Genomic DNA, 20,506 nt, shown 5'->3' with positions numbered 1-20,506 from the left:
ATGATCTAGACACGGCAACGACAGCGGAATCACCAGCAGGGAGAGCCACCAATGGCCAATTCGGACGCGCAGCGCACTCAGATGGAAACGGGTGAAGGGTTTATCGCCGCGCTGGATCAGTCGGGCGGATCCACTCCCAAGGCGCTCAGCCTTTATGGCGTCGAGCCGTCGGATTATTCCGGCGAGGCGGAGATGTTTCAGGCGATGCACGACATGCGGGCGCGGATCATCCTGGCGCGTGATTTCACCCGCGACAAGGTGATCGGTGCGATCCTGTTCGAGCGGACGATGAACGATACGATCAATGGCACGCCGGTTGCCGATCTTTTGTGGAATGACCGGGGAGTGGTGCCGTTCCTGAAGATCGACAAGGGGCTGGAGGACGAGGCGCAGGGCGTTCAGATGATGAAGCCGATGCCCGGCCTTGACGCGCTGTTGGCAGAGGCCAAGAGCAAGCGTATTTTCGGGACCAAGGAACGGTCCGTCATTCATCACGCCGATCCGGTGGGGATCGCAGCCGTCGTGGCCCAGCAGTTCGAGGTGGCAGCGGCTGTCACCGCCGCGGGGCTTGTGCCGATCATCGAGCCGGAGGTGAATATTCACTCCGACACCAAGGCCGAGGCGGAAACCATGCTGAAGGTGGAATTGACCAGACACCTGAATGAATTGGCGGGCGGTGTTGATGTGATGCTGAAGCTGACGCTGCCCGAGGAGCCGGGGCTTTACGACGATCTGGCGATGCATGACCGGGTGCTGCGGGTGGTGGCGCTGTCTGGCGGGTATTCGACGGATGACGCCTGCGCGCGGCTGGCCCGGAACCCGCGGATGATCGCCAGCTTCAGCCGTGCGCTGACCGAAGGGCTGAACGTCAAGATGACGGACGCGGATTTCAACACGGCCCTGGGGTCGAACATCGACAAGATCTATCGCGCGTCGATCTGAACCACGAGCCGGAGTTTTCGAAAATTCCGGACCGTTTTCTGCGAAAAAGCCGCCATCGCGCCAGCCGAATCGCGCCTTGATTGCAGAAGATCACGATCTGGCCGGCGTATTCGACGGCGTGAAACCCGCGACGGCGCAAATCGGCTTCGATGCTGTTGCGACCGACATAGCGTTCGACGCCGCGCAGCTTGCGACGGATGACGCCGCTGGATCCGGCCGCTTTCGATCTGAAACGAGGGATCAAACAGGCGTCAGCCGACAGAGATGCAGGGATCCGTTGCATGATCCAAGGCTACTGTGCGGGTGGCAATCGGTCCCTTAAATTCCGCAGAACATGCACCCGGATGGCCGAAGCCAACCCTGTCTTAAGGTCGCGCGACACATCAATTTCAGCGACCAAGGCATTGATTGCCTTATTTTCCTTGGCGGCGATGGCACGCAACTCCGTCCAGAATTCATCCTCCAGCGAAATCGACGTGCGATGCCCCTTGAGCGTGACCGACCGTTTGACCGGCCGACCGCTCATGGGTCCGTCTTGTGACCGTCAAGATTGCGCTTGATCTGCTCGGCGCGGGCCTTGAGCATGTCTTTCTGGCTCTTGGACTGGCCGAACTTGACCGCGTTTTCATCCGCGCGCGCCTTGCGGGAGGAACGGTCACGCTCTTTCTTGACCTTGTTGAGGTTTATGGGGCTGCTCATTTGGGTCCAATCATGTTTTCGGGGCGCACCACGCGCTCGAATGTCTCTGCATCGACGAACCCAAGGGCGATCGCTTCTTCCTTGAGGGTCGTGCCGTTCTTATGTGCGGTCTTGGCCACCTTGGTGGCATTGTCGTAGCCGATTTCAGGCGCCAGCGCGGTGACCAGCATCAGCGATTCGCGCATCAACTTTTCAATCCGGTCGGCATCCGCCTTCAGACCCACCACGAGGTTGTCGGTGAAGGCAGAGGCAGCGTCGCCCAAAAGTTGCATGGATTGCAAGACGTTATAGGCCATCATCGGCTTGTAGACGTTCAGTTCGAAGTGTCCCTGCGATCCGGCAAAGCCGACGGCGGCATCGTTGCCGAAGACATGCGCGCAGACCTGGGTCAGCGCCTCGCATTGCGTGGGATTCACCTTGCCCGGCATGATCGACGATCCCGGCTCGTTCTCCGGCAGGATCAGCTCGCCCAATCCGCAGCGCGGACCCGAGCCCAGCAGGCGAATGTCATTGGCGATCTTGAACAGCGACGCGGCGACCGTTTTCAGGGCGCCCGAAATTTCGACCATTGCGTCATGCGCGGCCAGCGCCTCGAACTTGTTGGGTGCGGTGACGAAGGGCAGGCCGGTGATATTGGCCATGTTGCGCGCCACCGTTACGTCCCATCCCTTGCGGGTGTTGAGCCCCGTGCCCACGGCGGTGCCGCCCTGCGCCAGTTCGTAAATCGCCTCCAGCGCGGTGTTGACCCGGCGGATGCCCATCGCGACCTGGTGCGTGTAGCCGGAGAATTCCTGGCTCAGCGTCAGCGGCGTGGCGTCCTGGGTGTGGGTGCGGCCGATCTTGATGATGCCGTCGAACGCCTCGACCTTGGCCTGCAGCGCGCCGTGCAGCTTTTCCAGCCCCGGCAGCAGAACATCGCGCGCGGTCATCGCGGTTGCGATGTGCATCGCGGTGGGAAAGGTGTCGTTGCTCGACTGGCCCATGTTGCAATGGTCATTTGGGTGCACCGGATCCTTGGACCCGATGACGCCGCCAAGGATCTCGATCGCGCGGTTCGCGATGACCTCGTTGGCGTTCATGTTGGATTGCGTGCCCGACCCGGTCTGCCAGACCACCAGCGGAAAGTTGTCGTCAAACTTGCCGTCGATCACTTCGCCCGCCGCCTGCACGATCGCCTCGCCCAGTTCGGGCTTCAGCGTACCCTGATCCATGTTCGCCTGCGCGCAGGCCTTCTTGATAACGCCAAGCGCGCGCACGATGGCCACCGGCTGCTTCTCCCAGCCGATGGGAAAGTTCATGATCGAGCGTTGTGTTTGCGCGCCCCAGTATTTCTCGGACGGGACCTCGAGCGGGCCAAAGCTGTCGGTTTCTGTGCGGGTATCGGACATGTGGCGCGGGCTCCGGTCTGTTTTGACATGTTGCGTCAGGGTGTATCGCCGTGCCGTCAGCGGCGCAACGGTACAGTTGATTTGCAGCAAGGCAGCCGCCGCGCAAAAATGCGATAGGGGGTTACGGCGTGGTAGTCTATGATGGACCCATGTCGCTGCCACCGCGTGAGGACACAATGATTGCACCCCGACCCACAGGTTTCGTGACCCATGCCGTGCATGGGCTGGTCATGCTGATCTGCCTGTTACTGTCGGCAAGCGGCGCGCAGGCGCAGGCGGAGCGGTTCGTCGGTAGCTACACCGGGTCCGCCGAAGTCCAGAGCGCGGATGGGTCGCTGGTGCCGCGCGACATGAGCGTGACGATTTCGGAAACCAAGGAAGGGTTCAACATCAGCTGGACCTCGATCACCTATCGGCCTGATGGCCGGGCCAAGGAAAAATCCTATTCCATCAGTTTCGTGCCCACCGACCGCGAGGACGTCTATGCCGCGGCGATGCGCCGAAACGTCTTCGGGCACGAGGTGCAGCTGAACCCGATGGAAGGGGAGCCCTACGTCTGGGCGCGGATCATCGGCGACACGCTTAGCCTGTATTCGTTATTTGTCGATCCGCAAGGCGGCTACGAGATCCAGCAATTCGACCGCACGCTGGCCGACGGCGGATTGCAGCTTGAATTTCAAAGCGTTCGCAACGGCAAGGTGCATCGCCGCGTATCGAGCTTTCTCAAGAAGCAGTAGCCCGGCGAAAGGGCGATCCCAAAGGCGGCGTTACTTTCTGAAACTGTCGAGCGACACGATCTCCGCATCCTTGACGCCGGCCTCATCCTCCTTGTCGGATGTGCTCTTGGTCTCGTCGGGCTTGAGTTTCTTGCCTTTGGGTTTGACCGCGGGCAGGTGGGCCGGCGCCGCCGGGTCTTCGGCCTCGTCATCTTCCGCGTCGCTGTCCTGCGTCTCGAATCGCAGGCCGAATTCGACTGACGGGTCCACGAAGGTCTTGATCGCGTCATAGGGGATATAAAGCGGCTCTGGCGCGTCGCCAAAGTTCAGGGTGATGGAAAACCCGTCATCCGTCACCTCGAGGTTGTCGTACCAGTGCTGCACGACAACGGTCATCTCGTCGGGATAGCGGTCCGACAGCCAGTCTGCCAGTTCGGCATCGGGGTGGCCGGTGTCGAAGGTGATGAAGAAATGATGCGCACCGGGCAGCCCGTGGTCAGCAACATCCTGCAGGACCTTGCGAATCAAACCTCGCATCGCGTCGTGCATCAGATTGCCATACTCTATGCTTCGGCTCATGGTTATCCTCAAGGGTATCCCGGTTGCGTCAGAGAAAGCATACCTTATTCACTCGGATAGGAAAGGGGCCGCGGCCCGAAATCCGGTCTTAGTCACAGAAGGTCTAGGCCAATTCCCGCGAGTGCCAAAAGACCGAGCGTTTCAACCATGCCGCGACGTGCGCCCAGCATGAGCCCGGCCGCCGCCAGCATCAGCACCAGCGCCTGTACATCGAGGCTGGACCAGCGCGGATCCGGCAAGGCCAGCCAGACCCCGGTGTCGACCTCGCGGAACAGAACATGCACGGCGAACCAGAGCGACAGGTTCGCGATCACGCCGACCACCGCGGCGGTGATGGCATGCAGCGCCGCCGAGAGGCGCGGCCGCGTGGCCAGGTGATCAAGATAGGGACCGGCCAGAAAAATCCAGAGAAAACACGGCGTGAATGTCACCCAAAGCGCAACGGCCCCCGCCGCCAGCGCCCCCATGACACCGCCCTGGGCGAACCCGGCCAGCAAGGCCACGAATTCCGTGACGAGAATCAGCGGCCCCGGCGTCGTCTCCGCCAGGCCTAGCGCGTCGATCATCGCCTCGGTGGTGATCCAGCCATAGTCGGCCACGACCGTCTGGGTCATATATGCCAGCACGGCATAGGCGCCGCCGAAGGTCACGATCGCCAGCTTGGAAAAGAACAGACCCACATCGAGCAGGAACGCGTGATTGCCCAGCCAAAGCGCCAGCAGCGGCAGGGCCCAAAGACCGCCCCATGTTGCCAGCGTCAACGCGCTGCGCGGCGCGGTCCGCGCAGGGGCCGCAACCACCTGCGGGGCGGATTGGCCGCGCGCGGCGGCAAAGCCATATAGCCCGGCCACCAGCACGATCAGCGGAAACGGCAGGCCAAGCACGAACAGCGCGACAAAGGCCGCACAGGCCAGACCCCAGGCGGCCAACCCGGTCAGCGCGCGGCGCGCCACCTTGAGCAGCGCCTGAACGACGATCACGATGACGGCGGCCTTGATGCCGACGAAAGCGGCCTGCACCAACGGCAGATCGCCCCAGACCGCATAGCCCAACGCCAGCGCCAATATGACCACCGCGCCCGGCACCACGAACAACAGCCCCGCCACCAGGCCACCCGGCGTGCCACGCAACCGCCAACCCGCGTAGATTGCCAGTTGCATCGCCTCCGGCCCCGGCAGCAGCATGCACAGGCTGAGCGCCCGAAGATACGTCTGCTCCGAAAGCCAGGGCCGCGCCTCGACCAGTTCGCGGTGCATCAAGGCGATCTGCGCCGCAGGCCCGCCAAAGGACAACAGCCCGATGCGACCGAAGACGCGGATCAGGCTGGCCATATCGGGCGTTTGCGGTGCGCTCACTGCGCCCGGCCCCCCGGCCAGTCGTGACCTTCGCCCTGACCGTCGCGGGCCCAGCGGAACAGCGCATCGTAAAGCACCATCCCCGCTTCGAGCTGCGCGAGGTCATCCGAATGTGCGCGCGACAGCCCGACGGACAAGGCCAGCAACCCGGCCGCTTCGGGGGCCAGATCGTGGCGGTTGGTGTCCGCCGCGCGAATGACGCGCGCCATACGGTCCAGCGCCTCCGTTCTCAGCGCAAGGCCGTCGCAAAGCGTGTCGAAGGTGCACAGATCCCCGTCGTGGGTCCAGGGTGCGCCCTCCACGTCAAAGGCGGTTGCGTCGAACCTGTCGGCGATGGCCAGCACATCGGCGGTCGGGACGAACAGGAATTGTGCCTGCGGATCGACAAAGCGGCGGATCAGCCAGGGGCAGGCGATGCGGTCGATCTTGGGCCGGTGGCGCGTCACCCAGAGCGTGCCGCGCCCCGGCGCGGGGATGCGCGCGGCGGGCACCAGCGGAAGATCCGCGTCACGCCAACCGAAATTGCCGCCCTCCAGCGCTTCGGCGACAATACCGCGCGTGCGCAGCAGGGCCGCGGCCCCCTGGCTGAGCTTCAACCCCTTTTGACAGACGACGACGACCCGCGCGCCACGCAGATCGGCCGCAAGCGCGGCAATCTCGCGGTGTGGCCAGCGCCGCGCGGTCGGGATCAGCCTGGGGTCGGCATGGAAATCCTCGTCGATGCAGACATCGACGATGACCGGCGCGGCGGGCGTTCCGATCAGTCGCATCAGCGCATTGGGGGAAATCGTGTTGAATTGGGCCATATTTCAGCATCCTTGAAAACCGTATCAGGATGCGATGCTTGGGCCGGGGCCTCACGGGGCGATCGCGGTGTCCCCATACCTATGGATGCCACGAGGCCCGTGAAAGGTCAATCCGGTGCGCGGTCAGGCTTCGGCAAGGTGCACGCCGGTCATCATCAGAGGCAGGGAATTCGGCGGCACCTGGCCCATTTGTTCGAACAGCGTCATGAAGTCGAAGCTGTTGTAGGCTTCCACCATCTTGTCACCGTCGAACCGCACCATCACCTGGCTGAATACATGAATCGGCGCGCCGCGGGCTCGTGTGCGCGCCGTGACCTCGACAAGCGCGCACAGCCAGTTGCCGTTCTCCACGCTGTGCTTGATGCGGATATCCAGCGCCACGACCATCTGGCGCATCACGCTGACCAGGTCGCGAAATTCGGTGGGGCCCATCGACAGGTCGGGCACGATGCCCTGGGCGTCGGTGTCGGGCACGAAATAGACATCGATGGCGTCCAGGTCTCCGTCCAGCCAGACATCCTTGTACCATCGGTTGAGTAGATCAAGTTTCGACGACATCAGCATGGTCCTCCTGTGCCGCTGATAGCGCAGAGAGGTGAACAAAACAAAAACGCCCAAACGGCGCGTCGTCGAAAAAGGAAGGGAAAGTGCAGGCTTCTGTTGCCAGGTGCCTGCGAACCCCGCCTTAAGCTGCAAAGCTCAAGGACTTAATTTTCGATAGGTCCGGTCGCTTACGCGGCCATCGCCATCGGAGCACGATTGTCATTTGCAATTGTACAGTTTTCGCCGATAACGGTGGCAGACAGCCGAGACAAAGCATAACCCCTTTAGACGTTCGTCGATCCTGTTTCGACCCCATGACCGCCAAATGAACGGGTGTTGGTGGAGTCGCCGGGTACCGCCCCCGGGTCCGATCCGCTTATTACGAGCGCGTTTATGTCCATAGTCCCGAAGGACATTGCAAATGTAGGACAGCGTGGCGCGAATTACAAGACGCCCCGGCAGCGGTCGCGCAAACTAGAGGTTGATCGTCAATGCCAGCGCGGCCACGCCAAGCTCGACCGCGAAGAACACCCATTTCTTGCGCAGGGTTCCATCCAGAAGCAGCGAGGTCGCCCGCCCCAGCGCGCCGCCCGCCCAGATGAAGCCGATCATCGCAAACACGTCGGGTGAGCTCAGCCAGAGCGCTCCGACACCCGCCATGACGAAGAGCGCACCGGACGCCGCGCGCACCTCGGACCGGGCCATTGTCGTGGCGCCGTCCTGCATGTCGAGTGTATCCATCGTGGCGCGCGGCGCCAGCCACCCCATCGCACCGAACACGATGCTGACAATGGCCAGGGCGATATTGATAAAGAAAATCGAATCCATAAACAGCGTCTTTCATGTGGTTGGCGGTGATGGGATCACCGGGTGTTCGGCTTATCCGCCAAGGTTGGCACCCAGGAACCATGCCGCAAGAGCGGCTTCTATACCGCCGAAAACAATAACTTTTCCGCGCGGCGGCGCGTCGAGGATCAGCGATACCACCCGGCCAAGCGCCGCTCCGGCAAAGGCGAAACCGATCATCGCATAGCCCACGGGATGCGCCAGCCAGATCGCCGCGGCACCGGCCACGACGAACAGCCCGCCCACCGACGCGCGCAGTTCCGACAGGCCCATCGTGCTGCCGCTCGGCGACAGATCCAGCGCCGCGGCGGTATAGCGCGGCGCGACAAGGCCGAAGAGCCCGAAGCCGACCGTCAGCAGCGCGGCAAGGATGTTGAGCGTGTCCATCATTCGCGAACAGATAGCCTTGCGCGCGGTGGGGGCAAGCGCCGCGCATCCGGAATTTCGCCGATAAAGCACCACCAGGCATCCGGGGGCGACCGGCCGGTATCGCCGCACCGGTGGCCCGGGGTCACGCCCGCGGGCTGCGGGTCGCGAACACGCTGCGCGCCAGCGCCTGCGTCTCGTCCTCCAGCGCCGTCAGCCCGTCACAGGCCGCGCGCTGATCCTGCGCCGCGATGGCGTTCGCGATATCGGTGTGCAGCGCGATGATCCGTGTCCGAGACCGGGCGGAAAAGGTGATCATGTTCATCAAGGGCTGCATCGCCTCGACCGCGCCGGCCAGTTGATAGCTCAGCACCGGATTGCCCGCACCGTCAACCAGCGCCCGGTGAAAGGCCACGTCCGAGGCGCAAAAGGCTTCGTCGGTCAGCGCCGGCTCGCCCTGGCGGTTGATCTCGCGGCGCATCGCGGCCAGGTGATCGGCACCTCGCCGGGCCGCGGACAATGGCGCGCAGGCCCGCTCCAGCGCATAGCGCGCCTCGCAGGCGGTGGCAAAGCTGACCGCGTTCATCGACAGCAGCAGTGTCGAGGTCGTGATCTGTTGGGCATAGGCCTCTTCAAAGCTCAGCCGGTTCACGAAAGCGCCGCCCGTGGCGCCGCGCTGCGTGCGGATCAGCGATTGCGCCGCCAGCCGTTTCAGCGCCTCGCGCACGGTGGGCCGCGAGACGGCGAAGTGTTCGGCCAGTTCGGCCTCCGACGGCAGGCGTTCGTCGACGATCAGCCGGCCTTCCATGATGGCGTCGCGGATCGCGGCGGCGATCTGGGCCGACAGGTCGGCGGGGCGGGCAGGGCCGGAGGAGGCGGGTTCAATTTTCATTTGTCTTACAATTAAAGTTCTGCCACTGCTTCGACAAGTGATTTGATGGAGCGAGACATGCAGGGGCTGATGCGGTCCACTCTCTGGCTGGGGTTTTTCGCCGCGATTCTTGCCGCTTGGGGTGTCATGTTCGCCATGAGCACCTCGATGGATCTGGATCTGCTGGGCCGGCCTGGGGCGATGGCGCAGGCAATGCGCGGGATGGATCCGGGCATGGACATGGCCATGCCGATGGCGGCGTTCGGAACGCTTTTCGCGATGTGGGCCATCATGATGGCGGCGATGATGCTGCCGACGCTGGTGCCCACGCTGCGCAGCTACGAGGATCTGATGGTCAGCGCCACGGGGTCGCGGGCGGGATGGCTGGGCGTTGTTCTTGGCTATGGCGTGATCTGGGCGGGATTTGCCGCCACCATCGCGGGGGCGCAGGTGGCGCTGCTGCACGCCGGGCTGATCGACATGCTGGGCATCGCCACGTCGCCGCTGTTTGCCGGCGGGCTTTTGATTGCCGTGGGCGCGTTTCAATTCAGCCGCGTGAAAAAGCTGTGCCATGGCGTGTGCCACGCGCCGATGATGTATTTCCTGGGCCACTGGCGCACCGGCGCCGCGGGCGGGGTGCGCATGGGCCTGTCGCTGGGCGCCTATTGCGTCGGCTGCTGCTGGGGCTTCATGGTGCTGGGGTTCGTCGGCGGAGTGATGAACCTCACGTGGATGGGTCTGGCGACGCTGTTCATGGTGATCGAAAAACTGCCCCAGATCGGGCATCATGTAACCAAACCGATGGGGGTTGCCCTTGTCATCGCGGGTCTCGCGGTGGTGGGCGCGCCCGTCCTGACAGGAGGATAGAATGGCCACGAACAAACGCAAGGATGCCGACAAGCTGCCGATCAGCCAGCGCATCGACCAGCGCATGCCCAACCCCAAGCGGCGGCAGGCGACGCCGACGGACTGGTCGATCAAGGGCGAGCTTTTCCTGAACTGCTCGTGCACCGTGTTCTGCCCCTGCGTGGTCAGCCTTGGCGCGCATCCGCCGACCGAGGGGCACTGCCATGCCTGGATGGCCATCGCGATCGACGAAGGTCATTACGAGGGCGAGGATCTGGGCGGTCTGAATGTCGGGCTGCTGGTCGATATTCCCGGCCGCATGGGCGAGGGCAACTGGAAGGTCGCGGCCTATGTGGACGAGCGCGCCTCGGGCAAGGCCTACAATGGCATCTTGCAGATCTTTTCCGGGGCCGCGGGGGGCACCACGGGGCTTTTCACCATGCTGGTAAGCGAAATCATCGGGGCCGAGCGCGCGCCGGTCGAGATCCTGCGCGAGGGCAACAAGCGGTCGATCATGATCGGACGAAAGATCCAGGGCGAGATCGAGATGCTGGCGGGCAAATCGCCCGACCACCCGGTCATGGTCAGCAATTCCAAATACTGGATGGGGCCGGACATCATCGCGGCGCGGGGGCTGAAAAGCCGGGTGCGCGATTACGGCCGGGTCTGGGATTTCAACGGAATGTCGGCGGAGATCTGCCCGATCGACTGGAAGGGCCCCAATCCGTGATCGACACGGGCTATGTCGTGACCATGGCCCGCTACAACGCGTGGCAGAACAGGCAGGTGATGCCCGTTCTGGACGCCATGCCGCAGGCCGACCTTTGCCGGGACAGGGGCGCGTTCTTCGGCAGTCTTCTGGCGACGGCCAACCATCTGCTCTGGGGGGACATGCTGTGGATGTCGCGGTTCGATCCGCGGCTCGCAGCACCCGAAACCGGGATCCCCGAAAGCGTGGCGCTGCACCCCACCGCCGCGGCTTGGGGCGCGGAGCGGTTTCGCCTGGACGGGCGGATCCTGCTGTGGGCACAGGGGCTGCGTGCGATCGACCTCAAGGGTGAAATATCGTGGTACTCCGGTGCCTTACAGCGCGACATGAAAGTACCGTTGACGCAGGCCGTTGTCCATATGTTCAACCATCAGACCCATCACCGGGGTCAGATACACGCGATGCTGACGGCCGCCGGGTATCGGGCGCCGGTCAGCGATCTGTTCGCCATGCCCGAGGAGGCCTGACAATGGCATTGATTTCCCCGTCCCGCCGTCTGCGCCGCACGCCGTTTTCCGACGGGGTCGAAGCCGCCGGCGTCAAGGCCTACACGGTCTACAACCGAATGTTGCTGCCCACCGTCTTTGACAGCGTCGAGGCGGATTACCACCACCTCAAGTCCGCCGTGCAGGTCTGGGACGTGGCCTGCGAGCGGCAGGTGGAGTTGCGCGGGCCGGATGCGGCGCGCCTGATGCAGATGCTGACCCCGCGCGATCTGCGCGGCATGTTGCCGGGGCGCTGTTTCTACGTACCCATCGTCGACGAGACGGGCGGGATGCTGAACGATCCGGTCGCGGTGAAACTGGCCGAGGACCGCTGGTGGATCTCGATCGCGGACAGCGATCTGCTGCTCTGGGTCAAGGGGATCGCCAATGGCTACCGGCTGGATGTGCTGGTCGACGAGCCCGACGTGAGCCCGCTGGCCGTGCAGGGACCGAAGGCCGACGACCTGATGGCGCGGGTGTTCGGCGATGCGGTGCGCGACGTGCGGTTCTTTCGCTTCGGCCTGTTCGATTTCCAGGGCCGTGACCTCGTGGTCGCGCGGTCGGGCTATTCCAAGCAGGGCGGTTTCGAGATCTATGTCGAGGACAGCGACATCGGTATGCCGCTGTGGAATGCTCTGTTCGAGGCGGGCGCCGATCTGGACGTGCGCGCGGGCTGCCCCAACCTGATCGAGCGGATCGAGGGCGGGTTGCTGAGCTATGGCAACGACATGACCGACGACAACACCCCGCATGAATGTGGCCTGGGGCGGTTTTGCGATACGCAGACGGCGATCGGCTGCATCGGGCGGGATGCGCTGCTGCGCGTGGCCAAGGAAGGGCCGGTGCAGCAGATCCGCGCGATCGCGATCGGGGGCGACAGGGTGCCGGGATGCGACCGGCCCTGGCGCGTGACCGCGGATGGCAAACCGGTGGGGCAGATCACCTCGGCGGCATGGTCGCCCGAGTTTGACACCAACGTGGCGATCGGCATGGTGCGGATGACGCATTGGGACCCGGGCACGCAGGTGCAGGTCGAGACGCCGCAGGGGCGCCGGGAGGCCACCGTGCAGGAAAACTTCTGGCGCTAGCGCCGGTTGCCCCTGGAGGAGCCTCCGGCGGGAGTATTTTTGACCCAAAGAAGCAGGGGGTGGCGATCGGGCCATCGGCTGCGCAATGAAGGAGAGAGACATGTTCAAGGCATTGGTCGTCGACAAGGACGAAGAGAGCGGCAAGACATCGGCCGGCGTGCGCGAGATCGGTTTGGACGATCTGCCGCATGGCGAGGTGACGGTGGCGGTCGAGTATTCCACGGTGAATTACAAGGACGGGTTGTGCATCGGTCCGGGTGGCGGGCTTGTGCGCAAGTACCCGCATGTGCCGGGAATCGATTTCGCCGGAACGGTCGAGGCGTCGGACGATGATCGCTACAGCCCCGGCGACAAGGTCGTGCTGACCGGCTGGCGCGTGGGCGAGGCGCATTGGGGCGGCTATTCGCAGAAGGCGAGGGTCAAGGCCGACTGGTTGGTGCCGCTGCCCGATGGGTTGGACACGCGGCTTGCGATGGCGGTCGGCACCGCCGGGTTCACCGCGATGCTTGCGGTGATGGCGCTGGAGGATCACGGGCTGACGACGGGCCACGGTCCGGTGCTGGTCACCGGGGCCGCGGGCGGCGTGGGATCGGTGGCCACCGCTATTCTGGCCAACTTGGGCCACGAGGTCGCGGGCGTGACAGGGCGGCCGGAGACGGCGGAGTACCTCAGGTCGCTGGGCGCGAGCCGGATCGTGGCACGCGAGGAAATCAATGAGACAGTGAAGCGCCCGCTCGAGGGCGAGACATGGGAGGGCTGCATCGATGCGGTGGGGGGCGAGATGCTGGCCCGTGTCCTGGGGCAGATGAAATACGGCGCCAGCGTCGCGGCCGTGGGATTGGCGGGCGGCGCGAATTTGCCGACGACGGTCATTCCCTTCCTGTTGCGCGGCGTCAACCTGCTGGGCATCGACAGCGTGATGCAGCCCTATGACAACCGCCTGCGCGCCTGGACGCGGATCGCCAAGGATCTGCCGATGGACAAGCTGGAGGCGATGATCCAGCCCGCGACGCTGACCGATCTGCCGCGGCTTGGCGCAGATATCCTCAAGGGGCAGGTCAAGGGCCGCGTCGTGGTGGATGTGAACGCCTGACCGCGGGCCAGACCGGACCTGCCGATACGGAACGCCGCGCGGGGCACTGCCTGCGCGGCGTTTGTCCGTCCCGGTGGGGGCACGCAACAGTCGCACTACGCTAATGCTTGTTGGTGTATCTGGCCCGCAATACAACATATTGTGGTTTCCTTTGACTCCGGGGCAGCTTTGCTTAGGCTGTGCCGTACAAAATGCATAGACAAAGGGACAGTTTTTCATGGCACTCAAACCCCCATTGATGGACCTGCCAATCAAGACCGCCGACAGCGGTTTCTATCGCGGGTTCAGCGTTGACGTCACCGTCACCGCCAAGGTCATCATCGGCCTGCTGGTGATCTGGGCCGTCGCCTTTCCCGATCAGGCGGGGGCGGTCCTGAACGGCTTCAACAGCTTCATCCTGAGCAACTTTGCCACCTGGTACGTGATCGTGATGGCGTTTTTCGTGCTTGTGTGCGTCGGTCTGGCGATCTGGCCGACGGGTGGCGCACTTAAGATGGGGCGGCCCGAGGACACGCCGGAATTCACCCGGTTTTCGTGGTTTTCGATGATGTTCGGGGCCGGGATCGGTGTCGGCATGCTGACCTGGGCGGTCGCGGAGCCGGTGTATCATTTCAACACCAATCCCGACGTGATCCAGGGCTTTGCGACCGGTCAGGGCGAGGACAACATCATCAACGCCTACAAGTGGTCCTTTCTGCACTGGGGGTTCACCGCGTGGTCGTCCTATGCGATCTGTGGGCTGAGCCTTGGGTATTTCGCCTATCGCCGGGGGCTGCCGCTGACCATCCGGTCGGCGCTGGCGCCGCTGTTCGGCAAGTCGCTGTCCGGCCCGCTGGGGCATGTCATCGACATCGTGGCCGTCGTGGCGACGATCCTTGGCGTGGCGCAGACGCTGGGTTTCGGGGTGAACCAGTTCGTTGACGGCCTGAGCCGGATCGGTATCGGCGAGTGGCTGACCAAGGCCGACGGCACGCCGTCGCCCGCGGGTATCCTGTTTGCCATTTTGATCATCATGGGCGCCTCGACCCTGTCGGCGCTTTCGGGCGTGGGCAAGGGCATCAAGTGGCTGTCCAACCTCAACATGGGGCTGTCGATCTTTCTGTTGCTGTTTTTCCTCATCTTCGGATCGACGTGGTTCGGGCTGTGGGCGCTGTTCGCCGGCACGTGGGAGTACATCGTCAACCTGCCGTCGATGATGGTCACGGTCTATCGCGGCGAAAGCGAGATCAACCAGGCGCTGGCCGGATGGCAGGGCGCGTGGACGGTGTTCTACTGGGCGTGGTGGGTGGCGTTTGCCCCCTTTGTCGGCCTGTTCCTGGCGCGCATCAGCCGGGGCCGCACGATCCGCGAATTCGTGCTGGGGGCGGTGATCGTGCCCGCGTTCATGTGTTTCGTGTGGTTCACCTGGGCGGGCGGCACGGCCATCGACCTCGAACTGACCGGACAAGCGGGCGGCGCCATCTTTGACGCGACCGACGGCGGCAAGATCTTTGCCATGACCGACATCATGCTGGGCGAAGGCGCGCTGGGCTGGAGCATGGCGGTCCTCATCGTGGTGTTGCTGATGACCTACCTTGTCACCAGCGCGGACAGTGCGGTGCTGATCGTGAACACCATCAACGCGGCGGGCGACGAAGGGCCCAAGGCGCGGCCGCACATCATCTTCTGGGGCATCGCGCTGGGGGCGGTGGTGGCGGCCTTGCTGCTGATTGGCGGGATCAGCGCGATCCAGACCGCGATGGTGATCGGCGCGCTGCCGTTCAGCCTTGTGATGGTGCTGATGGCGGTGTCGCTGATCAAGGCGATCTACAAGGACGGCAAGCGCAATGCGGCGGGCATCGACACCACCGCCAACGTGACGGCGGTAAAACCTGCTGAATAAACGGAAAACTATGCTAGTATGCCCTCGTCCCAGCGTGCTGGGGCGGGGCCACGACACCGAGATGCTGCTTTAGGCATCCCCCCCTTCTTGACCCGTCGCGGCCCCTCAATTGCCTTGGCAAGACATTCTGGAGGGAGGTTTTATGTTTAAACGTATCATGGTTCCCGTCGATCTGGCGCATATCGACAAGATGGAGCACGCCCTGGGCTGTGCGGCGGACCTGGCGGGGCTTTACGGCGCCGAGGTGACGTATGTCGGCGCGACCGCTGCCGCCCCCAGCGCCGTTGCCCACACGCCCGCGGAATTCGCCGCAAAGCTCCGGGAATTCGCCGGCGCGCAGGCCGCGCAGCGCGGCATCGAGGCACATGACCACATGGTCATGGCGCATGATCCGACCACGGATCTGGATGACACGCTGCTGCGTGCCGTCAAGGATATCGACGCGGACCTCGTGGTGATGGCCAGCCATGTGCCGGGCGTGGCCGAATATGTCTGGCCGTCCAACGGCGGCAAGATCGCGGGACACGCCAAGGCGTCCGTTCTGGTTGTACGTGATTGAAAGGGTCGATATGCACACTCAAACCTGTAGAAACCTTAAGAAAAGGAGGCGTCGATGACGGATGAAACCGCAAACCAGGGCATTCCGGAACCCGAAGGGACAGCCCATATTATCGAGACCGAATACGAAATCGGCCAGGATAACGTCGACGGATCGGTGGGGCCCTTCGGCTTTGACATCCACAACCCGGTTTTCCTGATCTCGGGTCTCTCGATCGTGGCCTTCGTGTTCTACACGCTTGCCCTGCCCGAACAATCCGGCGCGGTGTTCAGCTGGCTGTTCAGCGCGGTGACAAAGGGCTTCGACTGGTTCTTTCTGGGGGCGGCGAACATCTTCGTGTTGTTCTGCCTGTTCCTGATCGTCACACCCTACGGCAGCGTCCGGCTGGGCGGTGCGGATGCGACGGCGGACTACACTTATGTCGGATGGTTCGCGATGCTGTTCGCCGCCGGCATGGGCATCGGCCTGATGTTCTATGGCGTCTCCGAACCGATGAGCCACTTTTCGTCGTCGATGGGCGGCGTGGCGATGGAGGAAGGCGCGCGGACCGACTGGGCGCCGCTGGGGGCGGCCGCCGGAGATACCGACGCGGCGATCCGGCTGGGCATGGCCGCGACGATCTTTCACTGGGGCCTGCACCCTTGGGCGATCTATGCGGTCGTCGCACTGGCTCTGGCGCTGTTTTCCTATAACAAGGGCCTGCCGCTGACGATCCGCTCGGCGTTCTACCCGATCTTCGGCGATCGTGTGTGGGGCTGGACCGGGCATGTCATCGACACGCTCGCGGTCTTTGCCACGCTCTTCGGTCTTGCCACGTCGCTCGGCTTTGGCGCCACACAGGCCAGTGCCGGCTTGAACGAGCTGTTCGGCATTCCGCTGGGATCGACCACCGAAGTGGTGCTGATCACCGCAATCACCGCGATTGCGCTGATCTCGGTGCTGCGCGGGCTTGATGGCGGGGTCAAGGTCCTGTCGGAAATCAACATGGGGCTGGCGTTCCTGCTGCTGATGTTCGTTCTGCTCGTAGGGCCGACGATGGTTATCCTCACCGGCTTTGCCGATTATCTGGCGGCCTATGTGCAATACCTGCCCGCATTGTCGAACCCGGTGGGGCGCACGGATACAAACTTCATGCAGGGGTGGACCTCGTTCTACTGGGCGTGGTGGATCAGCTGGTCGCCCTTCGTGGGCATGTTCATCGCCCGCGTCAGCCGGGGCCGCACGGTCCGTGAATTCGTGGTCTGCGTGCTGCTGATCCCCAGCCTGGTTTGCGTGCTGTGGATGAGCGTCTTTGGCGGCGTGGCGATCCAGCAGGTCGTGATGGACGGCTATACCGCAGCACAGGACGCGCCGCTTGAACTGAAGCTGTTCAAGATGCTCGACGCGCTGCCGCTGGCGGGGATCACCTCGCTGATCGGCATCATCCTCGTGGTCGTCTTCTTCGTCACGTCCTCGGACAGCGGCAGCCTTGTGATCGACACGATCACGGCGGGCGGCAAGATCGACGCGCCGGTGCCGCAGCGGGTGTTCTGGTGCATCTTCGAAGGCGCGGTTGCGATCGTTCTGCTGCTGTCGGTGGGCGGGCTGTCGTCGTTGCAATCGATGGTCATCTCTACGGGCCTGCCCTTTACCGTGGTGCTGCTGGTCATGTGCTGGGCGATCTTCCGCGGCTTGCAATCGGAGCGTGCGCAACTGCGCTGATCCGGGTCCTGCGCGACATCGACAAGGCCCCGGCGCGGATTCGCGCCGGGGCCTTTCTGTTCGCCCGATCCCATGACGCTCCTGTGGGCGCAGGGGCCGGTCCCGCGACCGCGCCCGCCCGCCAGGCGGGGGATGCCCTTGCACTTGCCCGGCTTTTCGCCTTGAGTGGCGCGAAATGACCATGGGGGAGCAGTGGCAATGGACCTGGATCTGGATTTCGTGCGGGCGCAGTTCCCCGCCTTCGACGTGCCCGAGCTCGCGGGGCAGGCGTTCTTCGAAAATGCCGGCGGGTCTTATACCTGCAGGCCCGTGATCGACCGGCTGACCCGGTTTTACACCGAACGCAAGGTGCAACCCTATGCGCCTTATGCCGCCAGCCGTCTTGGCGGAGCGGAGATGGACGAGGCCCGCAGCCGCCTGTCCGCGATCCTCGGTGTGGACGCGGACGAGTTGTCTTTCGGTCCGTCCACCACGCAGAACACCTATGTGCTGGCGCAGGCCTTTGGCCAGATGCTCGACCCCGGCGAGGCGATCGTCGTCACCAACCAGGACCACGAGGCCAACACCGGACCCTGGCGCAGACTGGCGGAGCGAGGGATCGAGGTGCGCGAATGGCGCGTCGATCCAGACACCGGCCATCTGGACCCCGAAGCGCTGGAAGACCTGCTGGACGAGCGGGTGCGGCTGGTGTGTTTTCCGCATTGCTCGAACGTGGTGGGCGAAGTGAATCCGGTCACCGAGATTACCGCGCTGGCCCATGCCGCGGGCGCGTTTGTCTGTGTCGATGGCGTGTCTTACGCGCCGCACGGGTTGGTGGATGTGGGCGCGCTTGGTCCCGATATCTACCTGTTTTCCGCCTACAAGACCTTTGGCCCGCACCAGGGGCTGATGGTGATCCGCCGCGCGCTGGGCGAACTGCTGCCCAACCAGGGGCACCATTTCAACGGTGACACGCTTCACAAGCGGTTCACGCCCGCCGGACCCGATCACGCCCAGGTGGCAGCCTGTGCGGGGATCGCGGATTATATCGATGCGCTCCATGATCATCATGGCGGGACCGGAACCGATCCGGCGGCGCGCGGCGCGGTGGTGCACGACCTGATGCGCGCCCATGAAACCCGGCTGCTGACCCGGCTGCTGGACGCGGTGAAAGACCGCAATTCGGTGCGCCTGATCGGCCCGGCGGTGGCGGCAGGCCGCGCGCCCACCGTGGCGCTGGCGTTGAACCGCCCCGGAGAGGCGGTGGCCGCCGACCTGGCCCCGCACGGCATCATGGCGGGGGGCGGCGATTTTTACGCCGGTCGCGCGCTGGCGGCGATGGGCGTGACCCCCGATCACGGTGTGCTGCGGCTCAGTTTCACGCATTACACTTCGGATGCCGAGATGGATCAGTTGCTGGGTGCGCTGGACGCGGTTCTGTAATCGGCTCTTGAACTGGGCGCAGGTGTCCTAAGTAGGTGATAACACTTGCCCGAAAGGTAGTTCGCCCCGTGACAGCATCTTCTCCCGTCCTTGTCTGGTTCCGCCGCGATCTGCGGCTTAGCGATCATCCGGCGCTCGACGCCGCCTGCGCCACGGGCCGGCCGGTGATTCCGGTGTTCGTGCACGATGACGTGTCAGACAGCCTGGGCGCGGCGCCGAAATGGCGGCTGGGCCTCGGGGTGGAGGATTTTGCCGCGACGCTGGCCGACAAGGGCAGCCGCCTGATCCTGCGCCGGGGTGACGCGCTGGCGCAGTTGCAGGCCTTGATCGACGAGACAGGCGCCGGTGCGGTCTTTTGGTCGCGGCTGTACGATCCGCAATCGGTGGACCGCGACACGCGTGTGAAAACGACCCTCAAGGACGCCGGCATCGAGGCCCGATCCTTTGGCGGGCACCTGATGTTCGAGCCGTGGTCGGTCGAGACCGGGCAGGGCGAATACTACAAGGTCTACACGCCCTTCTGGAATTCGGTGAAATCGCGCGACGTCGATGCACCGCTCAGCGCGCCACCCAAAATTCCGGCACCCGAAGCCTGGCCCGAAAGCGACGATCTCGACGATTGGGCGATGGGGGCCGCGATGAACCGCGGCGCGGATGTGGTTCGACCCCACGTGCGGCTGGGCGAGAGCGCGGCGCAATCGCGGCTGGGCGCCTTCATGGCCAATATCGTGCAGGGCTACGGCGAAAGCCGCGACATACCGGGGCAGGACGGCACATCGGGCCTGTCGGAGAACCTGAGCCTGGGCGAGATCAGCCCGCACCAGTGCTGGCACGCGGGCCAGCGCGCGCGACAGGAAGGCAAGCAGGGCGCGGAGACGTTCCTCAAGGAACTGGTCTGGCGCGAGTTCGCCTATCACCTCATGCACCACACGCCGCGCATCCTGACCGAGAACTGGCGCGAGAAATGGGACAGTTTCCCCTGGCAGGACGACGCGCGCGGCGCGCAGGTTCTGGCCTGGAAAAAGGGGCGCACGGGCATCCCCTTTGTCGATGCCGCCATGCGCGAGATGTACGTGACGGGGCGGATGCACAACCGCGGCCGCATGATCGTGGCAAGTTACCTGACCAAGCACCTGATGACGCATTGGCGCATCGGCAAGGAGTGGTTCGAGGACTGCCTGATCGATTGGGACCCCGCAAGCAACGCGATGGGCTGGCAATGGGCGGCCGGGTCCGGCCCCGACGCGACCCCCTATTTCCGGGTGTTCAACCCGGTCACGCAGCTCGATAAATTCGACAAATCGCGCGATTACACCCGCGCCTGGATCGCCGAGGGGCGCGCGGACCCCAGTGCGACCGCGCTCAGCTTTTTTGACGCTGTCCCGCGCCATTGGGGGATGTCGCCAGAGGATGAGTATCCCGATCCGATCATGCCTGCCGACGAAGGCCGCAAACGTGCCTTGAACGCCTATGAAAATCGGGACTTTTGAAACTGTTACTTGGCGTGCTTCGTGTCTTGCTACAGGCTGTAGCGAAACGGTGTGCCGCCT

22 protein-coding genes and 1 other RNA gene are annotated in these 20,506 nt (G+C 64.0%); 12 read left to right on the top strand and 11 right to left on the bottom strand.

Going from position 1 to position 20,506, the window contains the following annotated elements; translation table 11 throughout:
- Window positions 1–51: 51 nt before the first annotated feature.
- Window positions 52–942: a fructose bisphosphate aldolase gene (locus FDT80_RS03710; RefSeq protein ID WP_138660870.1), complete on the top strand. Its 891-nt coding sequence runs from the start codon at window positions 52–54 to the stop codon at window positions 940–942.
- 292 nt (window positions 943–1,234) lie between these two features.
- Here FDT80_RS03710 and FDT80_RS03700 read toward each other — a convergent pair whose 3' ends face one another.
- Genes FDT80_RS03700 through fumC form a run of 3 tightly spaced genes read right to left on the bottom strand, consistent with a single transcriptional unit; the run spans window position 1,235 to window position 3,029 of the window.
- Window positions 1,235–1,468, bottom strand: coding sequence for a ribbon-helix-helix domain-containing protein (locus FDT80_RS03700; RefSeq protein ID WP_138660869.1), 234 nt, complete (start codon window positions 1,466–1,468; stop codon window positions 1,235–1,237).
- On the bottom strand, window positions 1,465–1,641 hold the full coding sequence (locus FDT80_RS03695; protein ID WP_138660868.1) for a DUF4169 family protein: 177 nt from the start codon (window positions 1,639–1,641) through the stop codon (window positions 1,465–1,467). Before FDT80_RS03695 ends, FDT80_RS03700 begins: the two co-directional genes overlap by 4 nt.
- Complete coding sequence (gene fumC, locus FDT80_RS03690; protein WP_138660867.1) at window positions 1,638–3,029, bottom strand: class II fumarate hydratase; 1,392 nt, start codon at window positions 3,027–3,029, stop codon at window positions 1,638–1,640. Before fumC ends, FDT80_RS03695 begins: the two co-directional genes overlap by 4 nt.
- Window positions 3,030–3,205: 176 nt before the next feature.
- Here fumC and FDT80_RS03685 point away from each other — a divergent pair, with 176 nt between their 5' ends.
- Complete coding sequence (locus FDT80_RS03685; RefSeq protein ID WP_246039835.1) at window positions 3,206–3,766, top strand: hypothetical protein; 561 nt, start codon at window positions 3,206–3,208, stop codon at window positions 3,764–3,766.
- Between the two features lie 30 nt (window positions 3,767–3,796).
- On the opposite strand, the gene FDT80_RS03680 is transcribed toward FDT80_RS03685, so the two are convergent.
- The 8 genes from FDT80_RS03680 to FDT80_RS03645 all read right to left on the bottom strand — a co-directional run bounded on the left by FDT80_RS03680 (window position 3,797) and on the right by FDT80_RS03645 (window position 9,132).
- Entirely contained in the window at window positions 3,797–4,324 is a 528-nt protein-coding gene (locus FDT80_RS03680; RefSeq protein WP_138660866.1) for an SspB family protein, read from the bottom strand.
- 92 nt (window positions 4,325–4,416) lie between these two features.
- Window positions 4,417–5,655 carry a chromate efflux transporter gene (gene chrA, locus FDT80_RS03675; protein ID WP_138661773.1) on the bottom strand — a complete coding sequence of 413 codons (1,239 nt, stop codon included), beginning with the start codon at window positions 5,653–5,655 and terminating at the stop codon, window positions 4,417–4,419.
- Window positions 5,656–5,675: 20 nt separating this feature from the next.
- Complete coding sequence (locus FDT80_RS03670; RefSeq protein ID WP_138660865.1) at window positions 5,676–6,485, bottom strand: chromate resistance protein ChrB domain-containing protein; 810 nt, start codon at window positions 6,483–6,485, stop codon at window positions 5,676–5,678.
- 123 nt (window positions 6,486–6,608) lie between these two features.
- Window positions 6,609–7,043, bottom strand: a complete 435-nt coding sequence (locus FDT80_RS03665) for an ester cyclase (RefSeq protein WP_170311778.1) — start codon at window positions 7,041–7,043, stop codon at window positions 6,609–6,611.
- An 88-nt stretch (window positions 7,044–7,131) separates the two neighbouring features.
- Window positions 7,132–7,481: a transfer-messenger RNA gene (gene ssrA / locus FDT80_RS03660) on the bottom strand.
- 21 nt (window positions 7,482–7,502) lie between these two features.
- Window positions 7,503–7,856: a DUF4345 family protein gene (locus FDT80_RS03655; RefSeq protein WP_246039833.1), complete on the bottom strand. Its 354-nt coding sequence runs from the start codon at window positions 7,854–7,856 to the stop codon at window positions 7,503–7,505.
- Between the two features lie 51 nt (window positions 7,857–7,907).
- A complete protein-coding gene (locus tag FDT80_RS03650; protein WP_138660863.1) occupies window positions 7,908–8,264 on the bottom strand; it encodes a DUF4345 family protein in 357 nt (118 codons plus the stop codon).
- Between the two features lie 121 nt (window positions 8,265–8,385).
- A complete protein-coding gene (locus FDT80_RS03645; protein ID WP_138660862.1) occupies window positions 8,386–9,132 on the bottom strand; it encodes a FadR/GntR family transcriptional regulator in 747 nt (248 codons plus the stop codon).
- A 57-nt stretch (window positions 9,133–9,189) separates the two neighbouring features.
- Between FDT80_RS03645 and FDT80_RS03640 the strand changes: the two genes are divergently transcribed.
- The 10 genes from FDT80_RS03640 to FDT80_RS03595 all read left to right on the top strand — a co-directional run bounded on the left by FDT80_RS03640 (window position 9,190) and on the right by FDT80_RS03595 (window position 20,446).
- A complete protein-coding gene (locus FDT80_RS03640) occupies window positions 9,190–9,978 on the top strand; it encodes a DUF2182 domain-containing protein (RefSeq protein ID WP_138660861.1) in 789 nt (262 codons plus the stop codon).
- Window position 9,979: 1 nt separating this feature from the next.
- Window positions 9,980–10,687 carry a DUF1326 domain-containing protein gene (locus tag FDT80_RS03635; protein ID WP_138660860.1) on the top strand — a complete coding sequence of 236 codons (708 nt, stop codon included), beginning with the start codon at window positions 9,980–9,982 and terminating at the stop codon, window positions 10,685–10,687.
- Window positions 10,684–11,193, top strand: coding sequence for a DinB family protein (locus FDT80_RS03630; RefSeq protein WP_246039831.1), 510 nt, complete (start codon window positions 10,684–10,686; stop codon window positions 11,191–11,193). The genes FDT80_RS03635 and FDT80_RS03630 overlap by 4 nt, the downstream gene beginning before the upstream one ends.
- A 2-nt stretch (window positions 11,194–11,195) precedes the next feature.
- On the top strand, window positions 11,196–12,299 hold the full coding sequence (locus tag FDT80_RS03625) for a dimethylsulfoniopropionate demethylase (protein ID WP_138660859.1): 1,104 nt from the start codon (window positions 11,196–11,198) through the stop codon (window positions 12,297–12,299).
- Between the two features lie 100 nt (window positions 12,300–12,399).
- Entirely contained in the window at window positions 12,400–13,392 is a 993-nt protein-coding gene (gene acuI, locus FDT80_RS03620; protein ID WP_138660858.1) for an acryloyl-CoA reductase, read from the top strand.
- Window positions 13,393–13,609: 217 nt separating this feature from the next.
- Window positions 13,610–15,274, top strand: coding sequence for a BCCT family transporter (locus FDT80_RS03615; RefSeq protein ID WP_138660857.1), 1,665 nt, complete (start codon window positions 13,610–13,612; stop codon window positions 15,272–15,274).
- A gap of 142 nt (window positions 15,275–15,416) precedes the next feature.
- On the top strand, window positions 15,417–15,833 hold the full coding sequence (locus FDT80_RS03610) for a universal stress protein (protein WP_138660856.1): 417 nt from the start codon (window positions 15,417–15,419) through the stop codon (window positions 15,831–15,833).
- Window positions 15,834–15,887: 54 nt separating this feature from the next.
- Window positions 15,888–17,534, top strand: coding sequence for a BCCT family transporter (locus FDT80_RS03605; protein ID WP_138660855.1), 1,647 nt, complete (start codon window positions 15,888–15,890; stop codon window positions 17,532–17,534).
- Between the two features lie 198 nt (window positions 17,535–17,732).
- Window positions 17,733–18,956 (top strand): aminotransferase class V-fold PLP-dependent enzyme, encoded by a 1,224-nt coding sequence (locus tag FDT80_RS03600; RefSeq protein ID WP_138660854.1) that lies wholly within the window; start codon window positions 17,733–17,735, stop codon window positions 18,954–18,956.
- Window positions 18,957–19,024: 68 nt separating this feature from the next.
- A complete protein-coding gene (locus FDT80_RS03595) occupies window positions 19,025–20,446 on the top strand; it encodes a cryptochrome/photolyase family protein (protein ID WP_138660853.1) in 1,422 nt (473 codons plus the stop codon).
- Window positions 20,447–20,506: the final 60 nt, after the last annotated feature.

This window comes from Sulfitobacter sabulilitoris, assembly GCF_005887615.1.
GTDB lineage: Bacteria > Pseudomonadota > Alphaproteobacteria > Rhodobacterales > Rhodobacteraceae > Sulfitobacter_E > Sulfitobacter_E sabulilitoris.
The sequence above is the reverse complement of the archived record's forward strand: the minus strand, read 5'-3'. Positions and strand labels throughout refer to the sequence as shown.